Source organism: Glycomyces sp. L485 (assembly GCF_022548875.1).
Lineage (GTDB): Bacteria > Actinomycetota > Actinomycetes > Mycobacteriales > Micromonosporaceae > Glycomyces.
Genome location: NZ_JAKZEW010000035.1, coordinates 725 through 15,168, shown reverse-complemented (window position 1 = coordinate 15,168; position 14,444 = coordinate 725). Strand labels below are relative to the sequence as shown.

Annotated in this window: 11 protein-coding genes and 1 CRISPR repeat array; of the genes, 7 read left to right on the top strand and 4 right to left on the bottom strand. The window is 69.4% G+C overall.

All coding sequences use genetic code 11. The features are described from left to right. The first annotated feature begins 258 nt into the window (after window positions 1-258). Window positions 259-1,461, top strand: coding sequence for a sulfotransferase (locus tag L0U85_RS15685; RefSeq protein WP_241378701.1), 1,203 nt, complete (start codon window positions 259-261; stop codon window positions 1,459-1,461). 173 nt (window positions 1,462-1,634) lie between these two features. On the opposite strand, the gene L0U85_RS15680 is transcribed toward L0U85_RS15685, so the two are convergent. Further along, window positions 1,635-2,696 carry a patatin-like phospholipase family protein gene (locus L0U85_RS15680; protein WP_241378700.1) on the bottom strand — a complete coding sequence of 354 codons (1,062 nt, stop codon included), beginning with the start codon at window positions 2,694-2,696 and terminating at the stop codon, window positions 1,635-1,637. A gap of 114 nt (window positions 2,697-2,810) precedes the next feature. Here L0U85_RS15680 and L0U85_RS21410 point away from each other — a divergent pair, with 114 nt between their 5' ends. The 4 genes from L0U85_RS21410 to L0U85_RS15660 all read left to right on the top strand — a co-directional run bounded on the left by L0U85_RS21410 (window position 2,811) and on the right by L0U85_RS15660 (window position 7,247). Next, window positions 2,811-3,944, top strand: a complete 1,134-nt coding sequence (locus tag L0U85_RS21410) for a DUF5931 domain-containing protein (RefSeq protein WP_241378699.1) — start codon at window positions 2,811-2,813, stop codon at window positions 3,942-3,944. Further along, on the top strand, window positions 3,919-4,560 hold the full coding sequence (locus tag L0U85_RS15670) for a response regulator transcription factor (RefSeq protein ID WP_241378698.1): 642 nt from the start codon (window positions 3,919-3,921) through the stop codon (window positions 4,558-4,560). Before L0U85_RS21410 ends, L0U85_RS15670 begins: the two co-directional genes overlap by 26 nt. Before the next feature lie 70 nt (window positions 4,561-4,630). Further along, window positions 4,631-6,445 (top strand): iron-containing redox enzyme family protein, encoded by a 1,815-nt coding sequence (locus tag L0U85_RS15665; protein ID WP_241378697.1) that lies wholly within the window; start codon window positions 4,631-4,633, stop codon window positions 6,443-6,445. Continuing rightward, window positions 6,438-7,247, top strand: a complete 810-nt coding sequence (locus L0U85_RS15660) for a hypothetical protein (RefSeq protein ID WP_241378696.1) — start codon at window positions 6,438-6,440, stop codon at window positions 7,245-7,247. The genes L0U85_RS15665 and L0U85_RS15660 overlap by 8 nt, the downstream gene beginning before the upstream one ends. Before the next feature lie 123 nt (window positions 7,248-7,370). Here the strand turns inward: L0U85_RS15660 and L0U85_RS15655 are convergent, their stop codons facing one another. Beyond that, window positions 7,371-8,453 (bottom strand): 3-deoxy-7-phosphoheptulonate synthase, encoded by a 1,083-nt coding sequence (locus L0U85_RS15655; RefSeq protein ID WP_241378695.1) that lies wholly within the window; start codon window positions 8,451-8,453, stop codon window positions 7,371-7,373. Window positions 8,454-8,724: 271 nt separating this feature from the next. Beyond that, window positions 8,725-9,540 (bottom strand): class I SAM-dependent methyltransferase, encoded by an 816-nt coding sequence (locus L0U85_RS15650; RefSeq protein WP_241378694.1) that lies wholly within the window; start codon window positions 9,538-9,540, stop codon window positions 8,725-8,727. Between the two features lie 113 nt (window positions 9,541-9,653). Here L0U85_RS15650 and L0U85_RS15645 point away from each other — a divergent pair, with 113 nt between their 5' ends. Together L0U85_RS15645 and L0U85_RS15640 are read left to right on the top strand one after the other, a co-directional pair. Continuing rightward, a complete protein-coding gene (locus tag L0U85_RS15645) occupies window positions 9,654-10,649 on the top strand; it encodes a 2-dehydropantoate 2-reductase (protein ID WP_241378693.1) in 996 nt (331 codons plus the stop codon). A 205-nt stretch (window positions 10,650-10,854) separates the two neighbouring features. Beyond that, entirely contained in the window at window positions 10,855-11,457 is a 603-nt protein-coding gene (locus L0U85_RS15640) for a ribosomal protein L7/L12 (protein WP_241378692.1), read from the top strand. 182 nt (window positions 11,458-11,639) lie between these two features. Here L0U85_RS15640 and L0U85_RS15635 read toward each other — a convergent pair whose 3' ends face one another. Continuing rightward, the gene (locus L0U85_RS15635) at window positions 11,640-13,085 is read right to left on the bottom strand and encodes an IS1380 family transposase (protein ID WP_347177458.1); all 1,446 of its coding nucleotides are present in this window, start codon (window positions 13,083-13,085) and stop codon (window positions 11,640-11,642) included. Between the two features lie 150 nt (window positions 13,086-13,235). Then, window positions 13,236-14,423: a CRISPR direct-repeat array (repeat unit 28 nt; unit sequence GGCTCATCCCCGCTCGCGCGGGGAGCAC). Window positions 14,424-14,444 lie beyond the last annotated feature (21 nt).

Sequence of the window (14,444 nt, the reverse complement as noted above, 5' to 3'; positions counted from 1 at the left end):
ACGGCATCGCACAGCTCATCGCGGGCGCGGTTGTCACCTCCGCGTAGCTCCGGCCCAGAGCGCGTACACCCGCTCCACCCGAACAAACTCGGTGTCCCGGTGCGCGAACACGACCCCGCAACCAGGCTTGCATGCTCATTGCAGACCCGCAGCGTCGCCGTTGCGCCGCTTTCGGCAACCTTTCGGACATCGAACCACTACAGAGTGTTGTGAGAGAATGTCTCCGATCCCCGACTATCGGCAGACATGGAGGAACGTATGCCGAGCATACCGACCAGCACCCGACTCCTCAACGCCCTGCTGGGGCCCACCGTCGCCGGCCAGCGCACCCCCGAACATGTCTTCGACCTCCTCCTCTCCAAGGCCGAGCAGGCCGGCGGCGGCACCGTCGAGGGCGACGAGGCCTTCCTCGACGGCTTCCGCGCGCTCCTGCACTCCTACTCCAAAGTGGAGAACATGACCGCCGTCGGCTGGCAGACCGCCCTGGCCGACCTCCAACTGCGCGTGCAGAACCGGCTGCGCGTCATGCGGCTCCTGCGCGAGCGGCCCGCCATCGGCGAAGAGCCCATCGCGAGCCCGGTCTTCATCGTCGGCCTCCCCCGCACCGCCACCACACTCACCCGCGAGGTCATCGCACGCGCCGCCGGGCATCGCGCGCCGCTGTTGTGGGAGATGTTCCACACCGACCTCGAACAGCCCGAACGGGAACGGAAGCAGCGCGTCAAATCGCTGGCGCAGCTGCTGAAGTCGACGCGGCGCCTCGCGCCGAAGTACGCGGCCGCCCACGGCTTCGACCCCGCGAAGCCCGACGACTGCATCCACCTGCTCCCCCACGGCACCCACCACCTCAGGCGCGCCGACATGCCCGACTACCGCGATCGGCTCGCCGGACACGACTTCGCGCCCGACTACGACTACCTCAAGCGGGCCCTCCAAGTCCTCCAGCACGGGCGGGCCCCGGCCCGCTGGATCCTCGATTCGCCCGCCCACCTCGACCACCTCCCGCTCATCCGCGCCACGTTCCCCGACGCGGTGATCGTGTGGATCCACCGCGACCCGGTCACCGTCATCGGTTCGCTGTGCAGCCTGGTGGAGACGTCGATGGCGCTCCACGTCCGCGGCCCCGACCTGCACCGGATCGGATCGACCTGGCTGGAGCTGACGGCCGACTCGATCGAGCGCGCCCGCAAGGCCCGGACCGTCCTGCCTCGGGAGTCGATCATCGACATCCCGTACGCGAGCCTCATGGCCGACCCGTTCGGCGGCACGCCGATGCTGTACGAGCGGATCGGCGCGCGGTGGACCGATGCGGACGCCGCGAACCTCGACGCGGCCCTGGCCGGCCCGGGCATCGGCCGCGCCCACGAATACGAGCTGGCGCGGTACGGCCTGTCCACCGGCGACGTCGAGCGGGCCTTCGGCGACTACCCGAACACGATCCAACAGCTGCGCATGCGCTGAGACCGCGCGAGCCGGGGTCGGCCTTAGTCGATCGGAACCTGTTGGAGAAGCGCCATAGCGCCCGCCCGGCGGCCTCTGGGTGGTCGAGGCGTTCGGCTGCCAGGACGGCACGGCTGAGGCCGATACGGAGCCACGGGAACTCGTAGCCGCACTTGACCGCTTTGGTGCGGGATTCAATCTCGGCTTTCTGTTCGGTTCTCCCTGACGTTCACGAACCTGGGCAGGGAGGCGAAGCGGCCGTCGCGCAGCTCGGAGACGGGTACGGCTTCGACGGCCGCGGCCATGACGGCGTGGGCCTGCCGCGCCGCCGCCATGATCTTGTCGAGGGCCAGCTCCTGGCGGCCCACCTCGGCCATCCACGGCAGCGGGGCCAAGTCGAGGACGTACGGGCCGGGGCCGGGCTCGGTCATCCACTCCTGGAGCTGCCGTCGCTGGCCCCGGTAGCGGTCGAGCGATTCGAGGTGGCCCTTGCCGAGGCCGGGCCGGATGCGCTCCATGTAGGTCGCGGAGAAGCGCTTGCCCGCCGTGACCCGCTTCGGCGGCGGCCGCAGCGGCTTGGTGCTCAGCGAGAGCACATGGGTGCATCCGTCGCGCAGCGCGAGCGCGTAGGGGTGAGCGGTGAGGACGGCGCCGTCGATCGCGCGGCTGCCGCGGAAGCTCCCGGCGCCGGGGACGGCGACGGGGAGCCAGCAGCTGGCCCGGATCCCCTCCTTGAGGTCGTCCTTGGAGGCGAAGTCGTCGACGCTGAGGGTCTCCAGTTCGTCGACGAGTGTGACCGACACTTGGAACGAGACGGGGTCTTCGAGGATCCTCTCGTAGTCGAGGGGCTTGACCGTCTCCAGGACCTCTTCGAAGACGTAGTCGAGGTTGAGCACCGGGCGGCCCTTGAGGAACCGCCGCTTGTCGACGAAGCGCCTGGTGAGCAGGTCGTCGAAGTAGATGGTGAGCGGGTACCAGGTGTCGCCCGCGGTGAAGTAGGCGCCGTTGACCGCGCCGGACGAGCAGCCGTAGATCGCGTCGAACGCCGAACGGAGCCCCAGGTCGTCGAGCGCGGTGAGCATAGCCGCCGAGACGACCCCGCGCATGCCGCCGCCTTCTACGGCGAGTCCGAGCCGGTGGCCGTCGCCGTGGCCGCCGGGGCCGGCGCCCGATCGCCCGCGGCAGCGGAGGAGCTCCAGCACCGGGTGGTCGTCGGCCCAGTATCGATCCGCCATCGGGTCGTAGATGTCGCGCACGCGGCCTCCTCGGCTGAGGGCTGATGCGGCGGAACCAGTTCTGTCACATGATAACCGTTCGAGGCTGCTTTGTCCGGTCCAAGCTCCGCGGGAGCGGACTGAAAGAATCTCAGTGTGGGCATTCAGACGCAACTGCGGCGCGCGATCGCGGTCTTCCGGTTCGCCGCCCTGGGCTATCCGGTGGTCCTCTGCGCTCTGATGTTCGACTCTCTCGCGCGTCCGGCCCTCGCCTTCCTGCTCGTGGCGGCGATCGCGGCATGGACCGGGTCGGTCGGCTACCTGTACACCCACCGCGGCTACCGTCCCGCTCTGCTCTACATCGACCTGGCGGTCACGGTCGCCGCGGTCATCGCCTCGGCCTGGGTGTTCGCCGTCGAGGGGCGGACGACGCCGGTCTCCGTGGGGCCGTGGCTCGCCGGCGCAGTACTGGCCTGGGCGGTGGCCCGGGGAAGGCGCAGCGGCGTCGTCGCCGGGGCGATCGTCGCCGGCGTCGGCACGGTCTTCCGCGGCGGCGTCAGCGAGAACACCTTCAGCGAGGCGGTGCTTCTCGTCCTGACCGGACTCATGGTCGGCCACCTGACGCGGCTCGGCGTCGAGGCCGAGGAGCGCCTGGGCCAGGCCGCCGCGCGCAATGCCGCCGCACGCGAACGCGAACGGCTCGCGCGCGACATCCACGACTCGGTGCTCCAGGTGCTCGCGCTGGTCCAGCGGCGCGGCAACGCGATCGGCGGCGAAGCCGCCGAACTGGGCCGCCTCGCGGGGGAGCAGGAGGCGTCGCTGCGCTCGCTCATCACCTCCGAGTCCTACCGCCACCCGCTCGACGGGCAGCGCGACGTGCGCGGACTGCTCGGCCGCCACTCCGCAGACGCGGTGACGATCGCCGCCCCGGCCGTGCCGGTGCGGCTGCCCGCGCACGCCGCCCACCAGCTCGCCGCGGCGGTCGCCAGCGCGCTCGACAACGTGCGCGACCACTGTCCGCCGTCGACGCGGGTGTGGCTGCTGGTCGAGGATGACGCCGAGTCGGTCACGGTGACGGTGCGGGACAACGGCCCGGGGATCGAGCCGGGGCGCCTCGCCGAGGCCGAGGCCGAAGGCCGCCTGGGCGTGGCCCAGTCGATCGAGGGCCGGGTAACCGAGCTCGGCGGCAAGGTCGCCGTCGAGTCGGTTCCCGGTCAGGGAACGGAAGTCGAGATGCGGGTGCCGCGCTCGCGGGGGAGGACCGATGGCGACGCTCATAGTGGTCGATGACCATCCGATCTGGCGGGAGGCGATCAGCCGGGACCTGACCGAGGCCGGGCATCGGGTGCTGGCGAGCGTGGGCGAGGGGCGCGCGGCGCTGGCAGCGATCCGGCGGATGGGCCCCGAGGTGGCGATCCTCGACATGCAGCTGCCGGATCTGTCTGGTGTGGAGGTTCTGCGGGGGCTCGGCGAGGACTGCCCGACAAAGGTGCTGGTGCTGTCGGCCAGCGGCGAGTCGGCCGACGTCCTGGAGGCGGTGAAGTCGGGCGCGCGCGGCTATCTGGTGAAGTCGGCGTCGGCCCCCGAGCTGGTGGAAGCGGTCGAGCGGGTCGCCGCCGGCGACGCGGTGTTCACGCCGGGCCTGGCGGGCATGGTCCTCGGCGAGTATCGGCGGTTGGCGAACGCCGAAGCGCCCGAGGGGCATCCGAGTCTGTCCGAGCGGGAGACCGAGGTCCTGCGCCTGGTCGCGAAGGGATTGACCTACAAGGAGATCGCGGCGCGGCTGTACCTGTCGCACCGGACCGTCCAGAACCATGTGCAGCGCACGCTCAGCAAGCTGCAGCTGCACAACCGGGCCCAGTTGGTGCGCTATGCGATCGAGCACGGGATCGACGGCGGGATTTGAGTACGTTCGCGCACCGGTTTGAGTACCTCAGCCGATGCCGCGGGCGCTTCCAGAGGTGCTCAATGGAGGCATGACTGAGACCGCCTTCATCACCGCCGCCGGCTCGTACCTTCCTGGGCCGCCGGTCGCGAACGACGAGATCGCCGGGCGTCTCGGCGGCGTCGACGAGCGCGGCGACCGGCTGCGCCGCCGAATTCTGGCCGCCAACGGGATCACCTCGCGCCATTATGCGCTCGACGCGCAGGGCCGCACGACCGAGCTGAACGAGGAGCTGGCCGCCGCGGCGCTTCGCGAAGCACTTGCCGACCGCGGTCTCGGCGCGGGCGAGCTGGACATGCTCGCTACCGCTACCACCCAAGGGGACCTGCTCGTGCCGGGCTTCGCGTCGATGGTGCACGGGCGGCTCGGCGGCGGCCCGATGCAGCTGCTGTCGGCCGCCGGGGTGTGCGCGTCGAGTCTCGCTGCGCTCGACGCGGCCGCCGCGAAAGTCCGGCTCGGCGACCTGCGCCGCGCCGCGGTGGTCGGCTCGGAGCTGTCCAGCCGGTGGCTGCGCCACTCGCGGTTCAACCGTGGGGAGGCCGACGCGCACTTCCTGCGGTGGATGCTCTCCGACGGCGCGGGCGCGGTAGTCGTCGAGCCCCGGCCGCGCCCGGACCGGCCGTCGCTGCGCGTCGACTGGGTCCGCGGCGTCTCCCTCGCGCACGAGCACCAAGTGTGCATGCGCGCCGGGATGGGCGACGGCGGCGAGCCGGTGGCCGGGCAGACCTGGCAGGACCTCGGTACCGCCTCGGCGGCCGAGAACGCGGGGATGATGCGGCTGCGCCAGGACACCGCCGCGCTCGGTGCGCTGGCCGAGGCGGGGCTGCGCGAGTTCAAGGAGCTGACGCGTCTGGGCCTGGTCGACCTCGACCGGCTCGACCACGTGCTCTGCCACTACAGCACGAACGCCTTCCGCGACATCATCTTCGACCAGATCGCCTCCTCCGGCTCGGCCTTGAACACCGACAAGTGGTTCTCCAATCTGGAGTCGCGCGGCAACACCGGGGCGGCCTCGATCTTCATCGCCTTGGAGGAGTGCTGGCGGACGGGTCGTTTCGAACCCGGCCAGACGATCCTGCTGGCCGTGCCCGAGTCGGGACGCTTCTCGTTCGCATTCGCGCACCTGACCTGCGTGGACGCCGATCGGGAGGCGCCGGCCCCGGCGCCGGTTCGCGAGGCCGCTCCTGCGCGCGGGACCGTCTTCGCCCGGCTGGAGGCGGTATGGGAGGACTTCGAGCGGCGGCTCGACGAGGTCCCGGTGATGCGCCGCCTCGCCGACGGATCGGCGACGATCGAGGACTACCGGAGGCTGCTGTTCAACCTGCGCCAGCAGGTCGCCGACGGCGCGCGGTGGATCTCGCGGGCCGCGTCGAACTTCTCGGTGGAGAACTTCGATCTGCGCAGCGCCGCGATCGGCCACGCCGCCGAGGAGCACCGCGACTTCATGATGATCGAACGGGATTTCGTGGCCTGCGGCGGCTCGCTCGACGAGATCCGCTCGGGCGAGAAGAACATCGGCTCGGAGGCCCTGTCGGCCTATATGTTCCACACCGCGAGCGCACCCGACCCGGTCGGACTGCTCGGGGCGATGTTCATCATCGAGGGCCTCGGCACCGGCAAGGCCGCCGAGTGGGCGCGGCGGTTCAAGGACCTGCTGGGCCTCGGGGACGACCAGGTCGCCTTCCTCGCCTATCACGGTGAAGCCGACGACGACCATTTCGCGAAGCTCCAGGCGATCCTCGCCTCCGACCGTGTCGACGAGGCCGCTGCCGACGCGATCGTCAAGACCGCCAAGGTCGTCGCGCGGCTCTACGCCCTCCAGTTGGAGGAGCTCGACCATGTCTGACCCGTCGATGTGGGACGCGGTCGTCGCCGATCCGGCCAAGCCGCTCGACCCGGCGGTGGCCCGCATGGTCGCCGACGATCAGCGCCGCTGGACCCGCACCTGGCTTTACCCGGTCGCCAGGCCCGTCTCGCGGGTGCTCGCGGTGCTCATCGTGATCGCGAAGCGGCTCACGCCGATCCGCTGGACCGCGCACACGGCCATGGACGTCCTGTGCCTGTGGTTCCTGCGCCGCTTCGTGTCCCCGCTCGCCGTCGAGCTGCTGATCCGGCATTTCGTCATCGAGACGAACCTGTTGAACTTCATCGTCCGCAACGCCGAGGGGACCCGGATCGAGCCGGTGGGGCTGCGGCCGCTCGACCTCGCCGGGCTCGGCGACAGGGCGGTGATCGAGCACGACATCAACGTCTACGACGTCCTGGCTGCGCTCGGCCCGGGGCCGGTCCGGGCGCGGGGGCTGGACTTCTCGGGCCTGGACATGCCGCCGCTCGACCCGGAGCCGCACCGCCGCCGCGTGCTCAACCTGGACATCCAGACCGCGCTGTGCCTGATGAACCTGCCGTTCGCGCTGTGCTTGACGCCCGAGGAGTACCGGCGGGCCGTCCACTCCATGCGCTTCGACGACTCGATCCTGTCGATCCTCACCGACCTCACCGGTGATCCGACGTTCCTGCGGTGGCAGTGCGGCGACCTGGCCATCCGCGCCGACTCGAACACCGACGTGCCCGCGGCGGTCTACCGCCACGCGGTGGTGTGCGAGTACGCGCACGCCCACCTCGTGCGCCTCGCCGAGGGCCGCCGGTAGTGCTCGGCGCCGGATCCGCCGGTTCTCGTCTCAGGTGCGTGCCGACTTCGTGAGCGCCCGCTTCAACGCAAGCAGCGGGCGCCTACGAAGTCGAGTGGCCTTGCACCCCGGTCGGGCCACGGTTCAGCCGCGCGCGGCACGTCCCTTTCGGACGGCGGCGGCGAGCTCGCCGAGCAGGGCCTCGGTCTGCTCCCAGCCGACGCAGGCGTCGGTCACGCTCTTGCCGTACTCGAGCGTCTCCAGCGGCCCCGGCTCCTGCCGCCCCTCGGCCAGGAAACTCTCGATCATCAGGCCCGCGATGCCCCGCTCCCCCGCGGCGATCCGGTCGGCGAGCTCGCGGACGACCTCGCCCTGGCGGACGTGGTCCTTGCCGCTGTTGGCATGGCTGGCGTCGACGACCAGACGTTCGGGCATCTCGTGCTTGGCCAGGAGGGCGAGCGCGTCGCGGACGTCCGCGGCCCCGTAGTTGGGGCCGCCGCGACCGCCGCGGAGGATGATGTGACAGTCGGGGTTGCCGCTGGTCGACACGATGGACGCGCGGCCCTCCTCGTCGACGCCGAAGAACACGTGGTCGCCGGCCGCGGCCCGGCAGCCGTCGATGGCCGACGTCAAGTCCCCGTCGGTGGTGTTCTTGAAGCCGACCGGCATCGACAGGCCCGAAGCGAGCTGGCGGTGCACCTGGCTCTCGGTGGTGCGCGCGCCGATGGCGCCCCAGGAGACGGCGTCGGCGATGTGCTGCGGGCTCGTCGGCTCCAGGAACTCGCAGCCGACCGGCAGGCCCGCGTCGAGCACGTCGAGCAGGACCCGGCGCGCCAGACGGAGCCCGAGCTCCACGTCATGGGTGCCGTTCAAGTGCGGGTCGTTGATCAGGCCCTTCCAGCCGAGGGTCGTGCGGGGCTTCTCGAAGTACACGCGCATGACCACGCACAGGTCGTCGCTGAGCGGGGCGACGGCCGCGGCCAGCCGGTGCGCGTAGTCCACGGCCGCGTCCGGGTCGTGGACGGAGCAGGGGCCGACGACGAGAAGGAGACGGTCGTCGTCCCCGGTCAGAACGTCCTTGACGGCCTGGCGGCCGTTCTGCACGAGCGCCGCCCGGTCCTGGCCCAAGGGGAGCTCGTCACGGAGAGCGGCAGGGGAGACCAGAGGCTGGAATCCGACGACGTGCAGGTCGTTGGTCTGCGGGGAGGAGTCTGTGGACGTTGACATTGAGCGGGAATCCCATCTTCTCTGCGAGGCGGGTCCGCATCCACTCGTGGACTACCACACCGGGCCGGCCCGCCATAACGACGAAAGGCAGAGACGGTCGTCTCTGCCTTGCTGGCTCCGGGTGTTCGTCTAGTCAGCGCGCGTGACTACCGGCTCCACCCGGAGCCAGCGTAAAGCGCGTATACCAACGAACTGCCGTAGACATGCCGGGAACCCTAGCACACGGCGGCGAGCCTCGTCCACGCTCAGCAGCCACCGGGAGCGGTACGGCTCAGCAGCGCGGGTCCCGGCACTCGAGGATGCCCGGGTGGCTGGTGATCCGGAACGTGTCCCGGGTCTCGAAGTAGCGCATCAGTCGCGACTCGACCGAGATGAGGACCGCCTCGAACTCCGCTTCGTCGAGTTCCACGAACGACCTCATCGAGCGGTAGAAGTCCACGAGCGGGCCCGGCTCGGGCAGGTCGATGACGCCCGGCAGGTCGTGCAGCCGCACCGACGCGTAGCGCTCGGCGAGCATCGCCTCCGCGCTCGCCAGTGAGAACCGGTCGAGCACGGCCGCGCGGTTGTCCCCGACGTCGATGCCGAGCGCCTCGGCCGCGGCCTCGCGCCACACTTCGGCGAACTCGGGCTTGTCGTCGTCGGCGACCGTGGAGACGAACAGGACCCCGCCGGAAGTGAGGACGCGGCCGAGCTCGTCGAGCGCGGCCGGGATGTCCGGCACGTGGTAGAGCATGTGCATCGCCAGGACGACGTCGGCGCTGCCGGTGTCGAACGGCAGGTCCGCCACGTCGGCGACGATCGTGGGCTCGGCCAGATCCGCCATGATCCCGGGCGCGAGGTCGACACCGACGACCTGCGCGACCGGGAACCGCTCACGCAAGTGGCGGGTGTAGTTGCCGTTGCCGCAACCGATGTCGAGGACGCGTTCTGGCTCGCCGCCGATCCGGTCGGCCACGATCGCGGGAAGGTCGTACCGGGGAGTCTTGTACGCGTAGAGGCTCTGCCTGGTCTTCAGGTTGCCGGCGCCGGTGTAGTTCTCCCCCGACTGGTACCGCTCCTCGGTGGTCTTGCCTCGCGACTCGATCATTCGCAAACCCTCTCCATTCTTTGGTCACCGCTAACACGCGGCGGCATAGGAAACGGTTGCCGATCTCGCCGCGAGGCGGTCGAACGCCGCCTCGGCGGCGGTAGCATCCGTCCATGATGATCTGTGTATACGGCGCGGGAAGCATCGGCTGCTTCGTCGGCGGCCGACTCGCCGCGGCCGGGAGCGACGTCGCGTTCGTCGGCCGGGAGCGGCTGGCCCGGCAGATCGCCGGGCACGGCATCACCCTCACCGACCTGCACGGCCTCGAACTCAACGTGCCCGCCCCGCGGTACGAGACCGCGGCCGACGTGGCCGCCGAGGCCGATCTCGTACTCGTCACCGTGAAGTCCGCGGCCACAGCCGACGCAGGCGACGAATTGGCCTCCCGCCTCAAACCGGGCGCGGTCGTCGTCAGCTTCCAGAACGGCCTGCACAACGCCCAGATACTGCACGACCGACTCCCCGGCGTGACCGTGCTGCCGGGGATGGTCGGGTTCAACGTGGTGGACCGGGGCGCGGGCTGGTTCCACGCCGCCACCACCGGTGAACTCGAAGTCCAGTCGGATCCCTCGCTCGACGATTGGACCGCGGCGTTCGAACGGGCCGGGCTGGGATTGGTTCTGCGCCCCGACATGGAGGCCGTGCTGGCGGCCAAGCTCCTGCTCAATCTCAACAACGCGGTCAACGCACTGTCGGGCCTGCCACTGAAGGAAGAGCTCTCGCAGCAGGCCTACCGGCGATGCCTGGCGCTCGCACAGCGGGAGGCGCTGGCGGCGTTCGACGCCGCCGGCGTCGCCCCCGAGCGGCTCACGCCGCTGCCGCCGCGCTGGATGCCCGCCCTGCTCAGCGCGCCCGACGCGCTCTTCACCCGCGTGGCCGCCCGCATGCTCGCCATCGATCCGCTCGCTCGCTCGTCGATGTGGGAGGACCTGGAGGCCGGCCGGACCACCGAGGTCGGCTACCTCAACGGCGAGATCGTCGCGCTGGCGGACCGGTACGGGACGCGGGCTCCTGCGAACGAGCAGCTCGTCGCGCTCGTCCGCGACGCCGAGGCAGGAGGGCGGCGGGACTGGACCGGCGAGGAGCTCCTCGCCGAACTCACCGCCTAGCCATATTGCCCTGACAGAGGCTTTGGCCCTTGTATGCGCGAGGTGTTTCCCACTGGCGCTCATTTCAGAGCGTGATGAGGCGTTCGGTACCACCATGGCCGTCGTCGCGCGACCATAGGAATATGGGATCGGGTGCTATCGCCGGGGGTATGGGCTTCCTGACGGAGACCAAGTGGCTCAGCGCACGACATCAAGGAGGCTCACAATGAATGAGCCCCGTTACGAGTACAAAACCGTCATGGTGCCAAAACCAAGCGCAAAATGGACAGGCGGTCTCGACTATCGGAAGCGCGACCGAGAGCTGGGAAAGTACGGCGCTCAGGGCTGGGAAGTCGTGCAGTTTCGGGCCACATTCGGCCATAAAGAGCAAGTCGAACTCCGCCGGATGCTCCCTCGCACCCCGGCCGACCCGAATGTCCCCACCCCGCAGGCACCGGACGAGACCCACAGCTCCTCAAGCATCGATCAGCTCGCCAAACTCGCTGAGCTTCTTGACCGAGACCTCATCACCCGCGACGAGTTCGATCGACAGAAGCAACGGATTCTCGAATCACCAAATGAATCCACCCGCCCTCGCAGCTCAGGCCTGTATGCGGTAGTTCTCGACGACCCGGGCGCAGGTGTCACGAGAATCCGCGTCATCACAGCGATTCGCTCATTGACGGGGATGGCATTCAAGCCCGCTGCCACGGTCGCTGACAGCACCCCTTCAACCTTCCTGTCTGGAGTCGATCACGCGACCGCGGCTCAAGCCCAGGAGACCTTGGCAGGGCTCGGCGCGACGGTCCGAATTGTCTCGCTCAAGTAGCTCTGGCGCTGTTAACCTGCCTTATTCATGAAGGTTGAGAGGTTTGTTCCTGTTCGTCGTTTTCGTTTGCGGGGCAGGAGGAACCGTGGCGGGGTTGTCTGGTGTGGCCTTTCATCGGGTGGTTTGCTTGCGGGGTAGGGGATCGTGGCCGTTTCCGACGGTGGGTTCGCGTGCGGTGTCGCTCAGGCCGGGATGGGAATGGCGGTGATGCGGGCCCATGCGGTGCGCAGGCTTTCGATCCATGGCCAGGAGCGGGGCAGGTGCAGGAACACTTGTCGGCCGGTGCGGGTGATGCGGCCGGGGACGTGGAGGATCCGGTAGCGCAGGCGTTTGATTTCGGTCCGTCGCATGGGGTCGTGGTCGTCGAAGCCGAGCAGCCGGGTCAGTGCGGTGAGTTGGTCGGCGCAGATGACCAGTTCGAGCCAGGCGGCGTTGATGTCCCAGATCCGGGAGGGCAGCAGAGCCAGTCCCATCTGCTTGCCTTGACGCATCCGGTCTTCGACGCATGCGTGCTGGCGGTGCTCGGCTTCCTCGCGCGGGACCGGAACGGTCTCGGAGGCGGGGCAGTCGGTGGCGACCACCTGATGGCGCCAGCCGGTCGCCGCTTCCCACAAGGTGAGTTTCGCGCCCGAGTGGGGGCGCTCGCGGCGGGCGATCAGCCGCATCCCGGTCGGCCACGGCTTGAACCAGGCCGGGGAGGCCGCGCGGACCAGGTCGGTGATCTCGACCGTCTGGCCGCGTTGCGATTCGGTACCGTCGGATCGGGTCGCGGCGCTCCACGCCTCCTCGGGCACCGCACTGATCGCCGCTTGCACGACCGCGTCGACCCGGCATCCGACCGAGAACCGGATGTCAAGCCCCGCACGCTCATCGGTGTCGGTGTCGGTGTCGGGGCGGAGGGCGCGGATCTGGGCGAGGAAGTCGTGGGTGAAGGCGGCGGTGTCGCCCCGGACGCGGACCGGGTGGTCGAGCCACGCCTTCGGGACCGCGGCGAGGGCGTCGAAGAGCACGTCGATGTGGTCGGCTGCAGTGTTCGAGCCGGCGTTGCCGCTCCGGAGCATCCCGGACAGGAAGCAGTCCAGGTCCGCGAGGCTGGCCAGGAGCGGATGAAACCCGTACGTGCGCTTCCAGGTCGGGGCCGCGCCTTCCTTCTCGGAGCGGCAGCAGGTGATCGTCACGTCCAGATCGATGACCGTCGCCCGAATCGGCGCTCCGGCCGCGGTCACCGGCGGGGGCATGGCCGCGTACCCGGCCAGGGACACCGCCCGCTCCAGCGCGGCGGCCCGCGCCGCGCGCAGCCGCTCCAACGCCGCACCATTGATGTCGTCGAGGGTCCGCCAGATCGTCGAGGACGAGGCGAGGGGCCCGAACAGGTCCGGCTCGGCTCTGAGAGCGGCCAGGTCCTCGATGCATGAGGCCCCGTCGACCAGGCCGACCGCGACATCGCACATCACCCGGCCCGGTGCGTGATCGCGTTGCCTGCCACCGGGATCGAGCGCTGCTATCAGGCCGCCGGTCAACCCGATCCGGTCGGCGACCTCGGCCACCAGACGCGTCCCGACACGCCCAACGAGGCCGTCAACCTCGCCGCCTACCCGCAGCCGCGGTCGTATTCCGGTACCGTTCACCGTCAGAGTGCCTTTCTTGGCGATGTCTACTATGGCTTCAGAACCAGTATCATCGCAGGTAGAAAGGCACTTCTTGCGTCACGACACGCCAACGCGACTCAAACTCATGAATCGGTCAGGCTAATGAATTATCTAGAGGAGTGGGATAGCGGCTCATCCCCGCTCGCGCGGGGAGCACGGGGTTTCTCTGCGTGTGGCGCGGATATCTATGGGCTCATCCCCGCTCGCGCGGGGAGCACGGCATGACGACGATTATGATGACTGGGGCAGAAGGCTCATCCCCGCTCGCGCGGGGAGCACATGTACGGGATTCGAACCCGTTGCATATGGATGGGCTCATCCCCGCTCGCGCGGGGAGCACACGACATCCGATGCTTGGACGTCAAGACCAGCGGGCTCATCCCCGCTCGCGCGGGGAGCACGGGAGACGGTTGCTTAAGCAAGGCGCAATTGCGGGCTCATCCCCGCTCGCGCGGGGAGCACAAGGGTCCGGCCGGTCACTACTAGCTAGCAACCGGCTCATCCCCGCTCGCGCGGGGAGCACACTACAGTGCGCGCGGATGAATGGATGGTTTGGGGCTCATCCCCGCTCGCGCGGGGAGCACTGGACAGTACGAAAAGGACGACGGTAAGATTCTGGCTCATCCCCGCTCGCGCGGGGAGCACAGAACGTGTATCCGGTTGACGACTACCGCACGGGGCTCATCCCCGCTCGCGCGGGGAGCACTGAAACCTGCGGGCTATTGGGTATTTCCCGAGGGGCTCATCCCCGCTCGCGCGGGGAGCACCCAGTCCGACAGCACACTCGCAATCCGGAGCCGGGCTCATCCCCGCTCGCGCGGGGAGCACAGAATTTGCTCATCACTTGCGTCGATTGTCCGTGGCTCATCCCCGCTCGCGCGGGGAGCACAATACGTGCCTAACCGCGCGCGTGCTATGGCGAGGCTCATCCCCGCTCGCGCGGGGAGCACATCCGTGCAGCGGATGCGGCGGGATCGCATTGGGGCTCATCCCCGCTCGCGCGGGGAGCACTAATCGCGGGCAACTACGCATTCAAGCAGACACGGCTCATCCCCGCTCGCGCGGGGAGCACATCGCGGTGTCTACCGTGATCGCGGTCGCTACGGGCTCATCCCCGCTCGCGCGGGGAGCACGTGTAACGATCGGTATTGCCATGGGTTACTCCCGGCTCATCCCCGCTCGCGCGGGGAGCACGCCGAGCGCGCTTCAGGATGTCCGATTTATGAAGGGCTCATCCCCGCTCGCGCGGGGAGCACAGCGCGCCCCTTCCCTTCAATCGCGTTACTGAAGGCTCATCCCCGCTCGCGCGGGGAGCACCTTGTTCCCCAGCACGTTGCG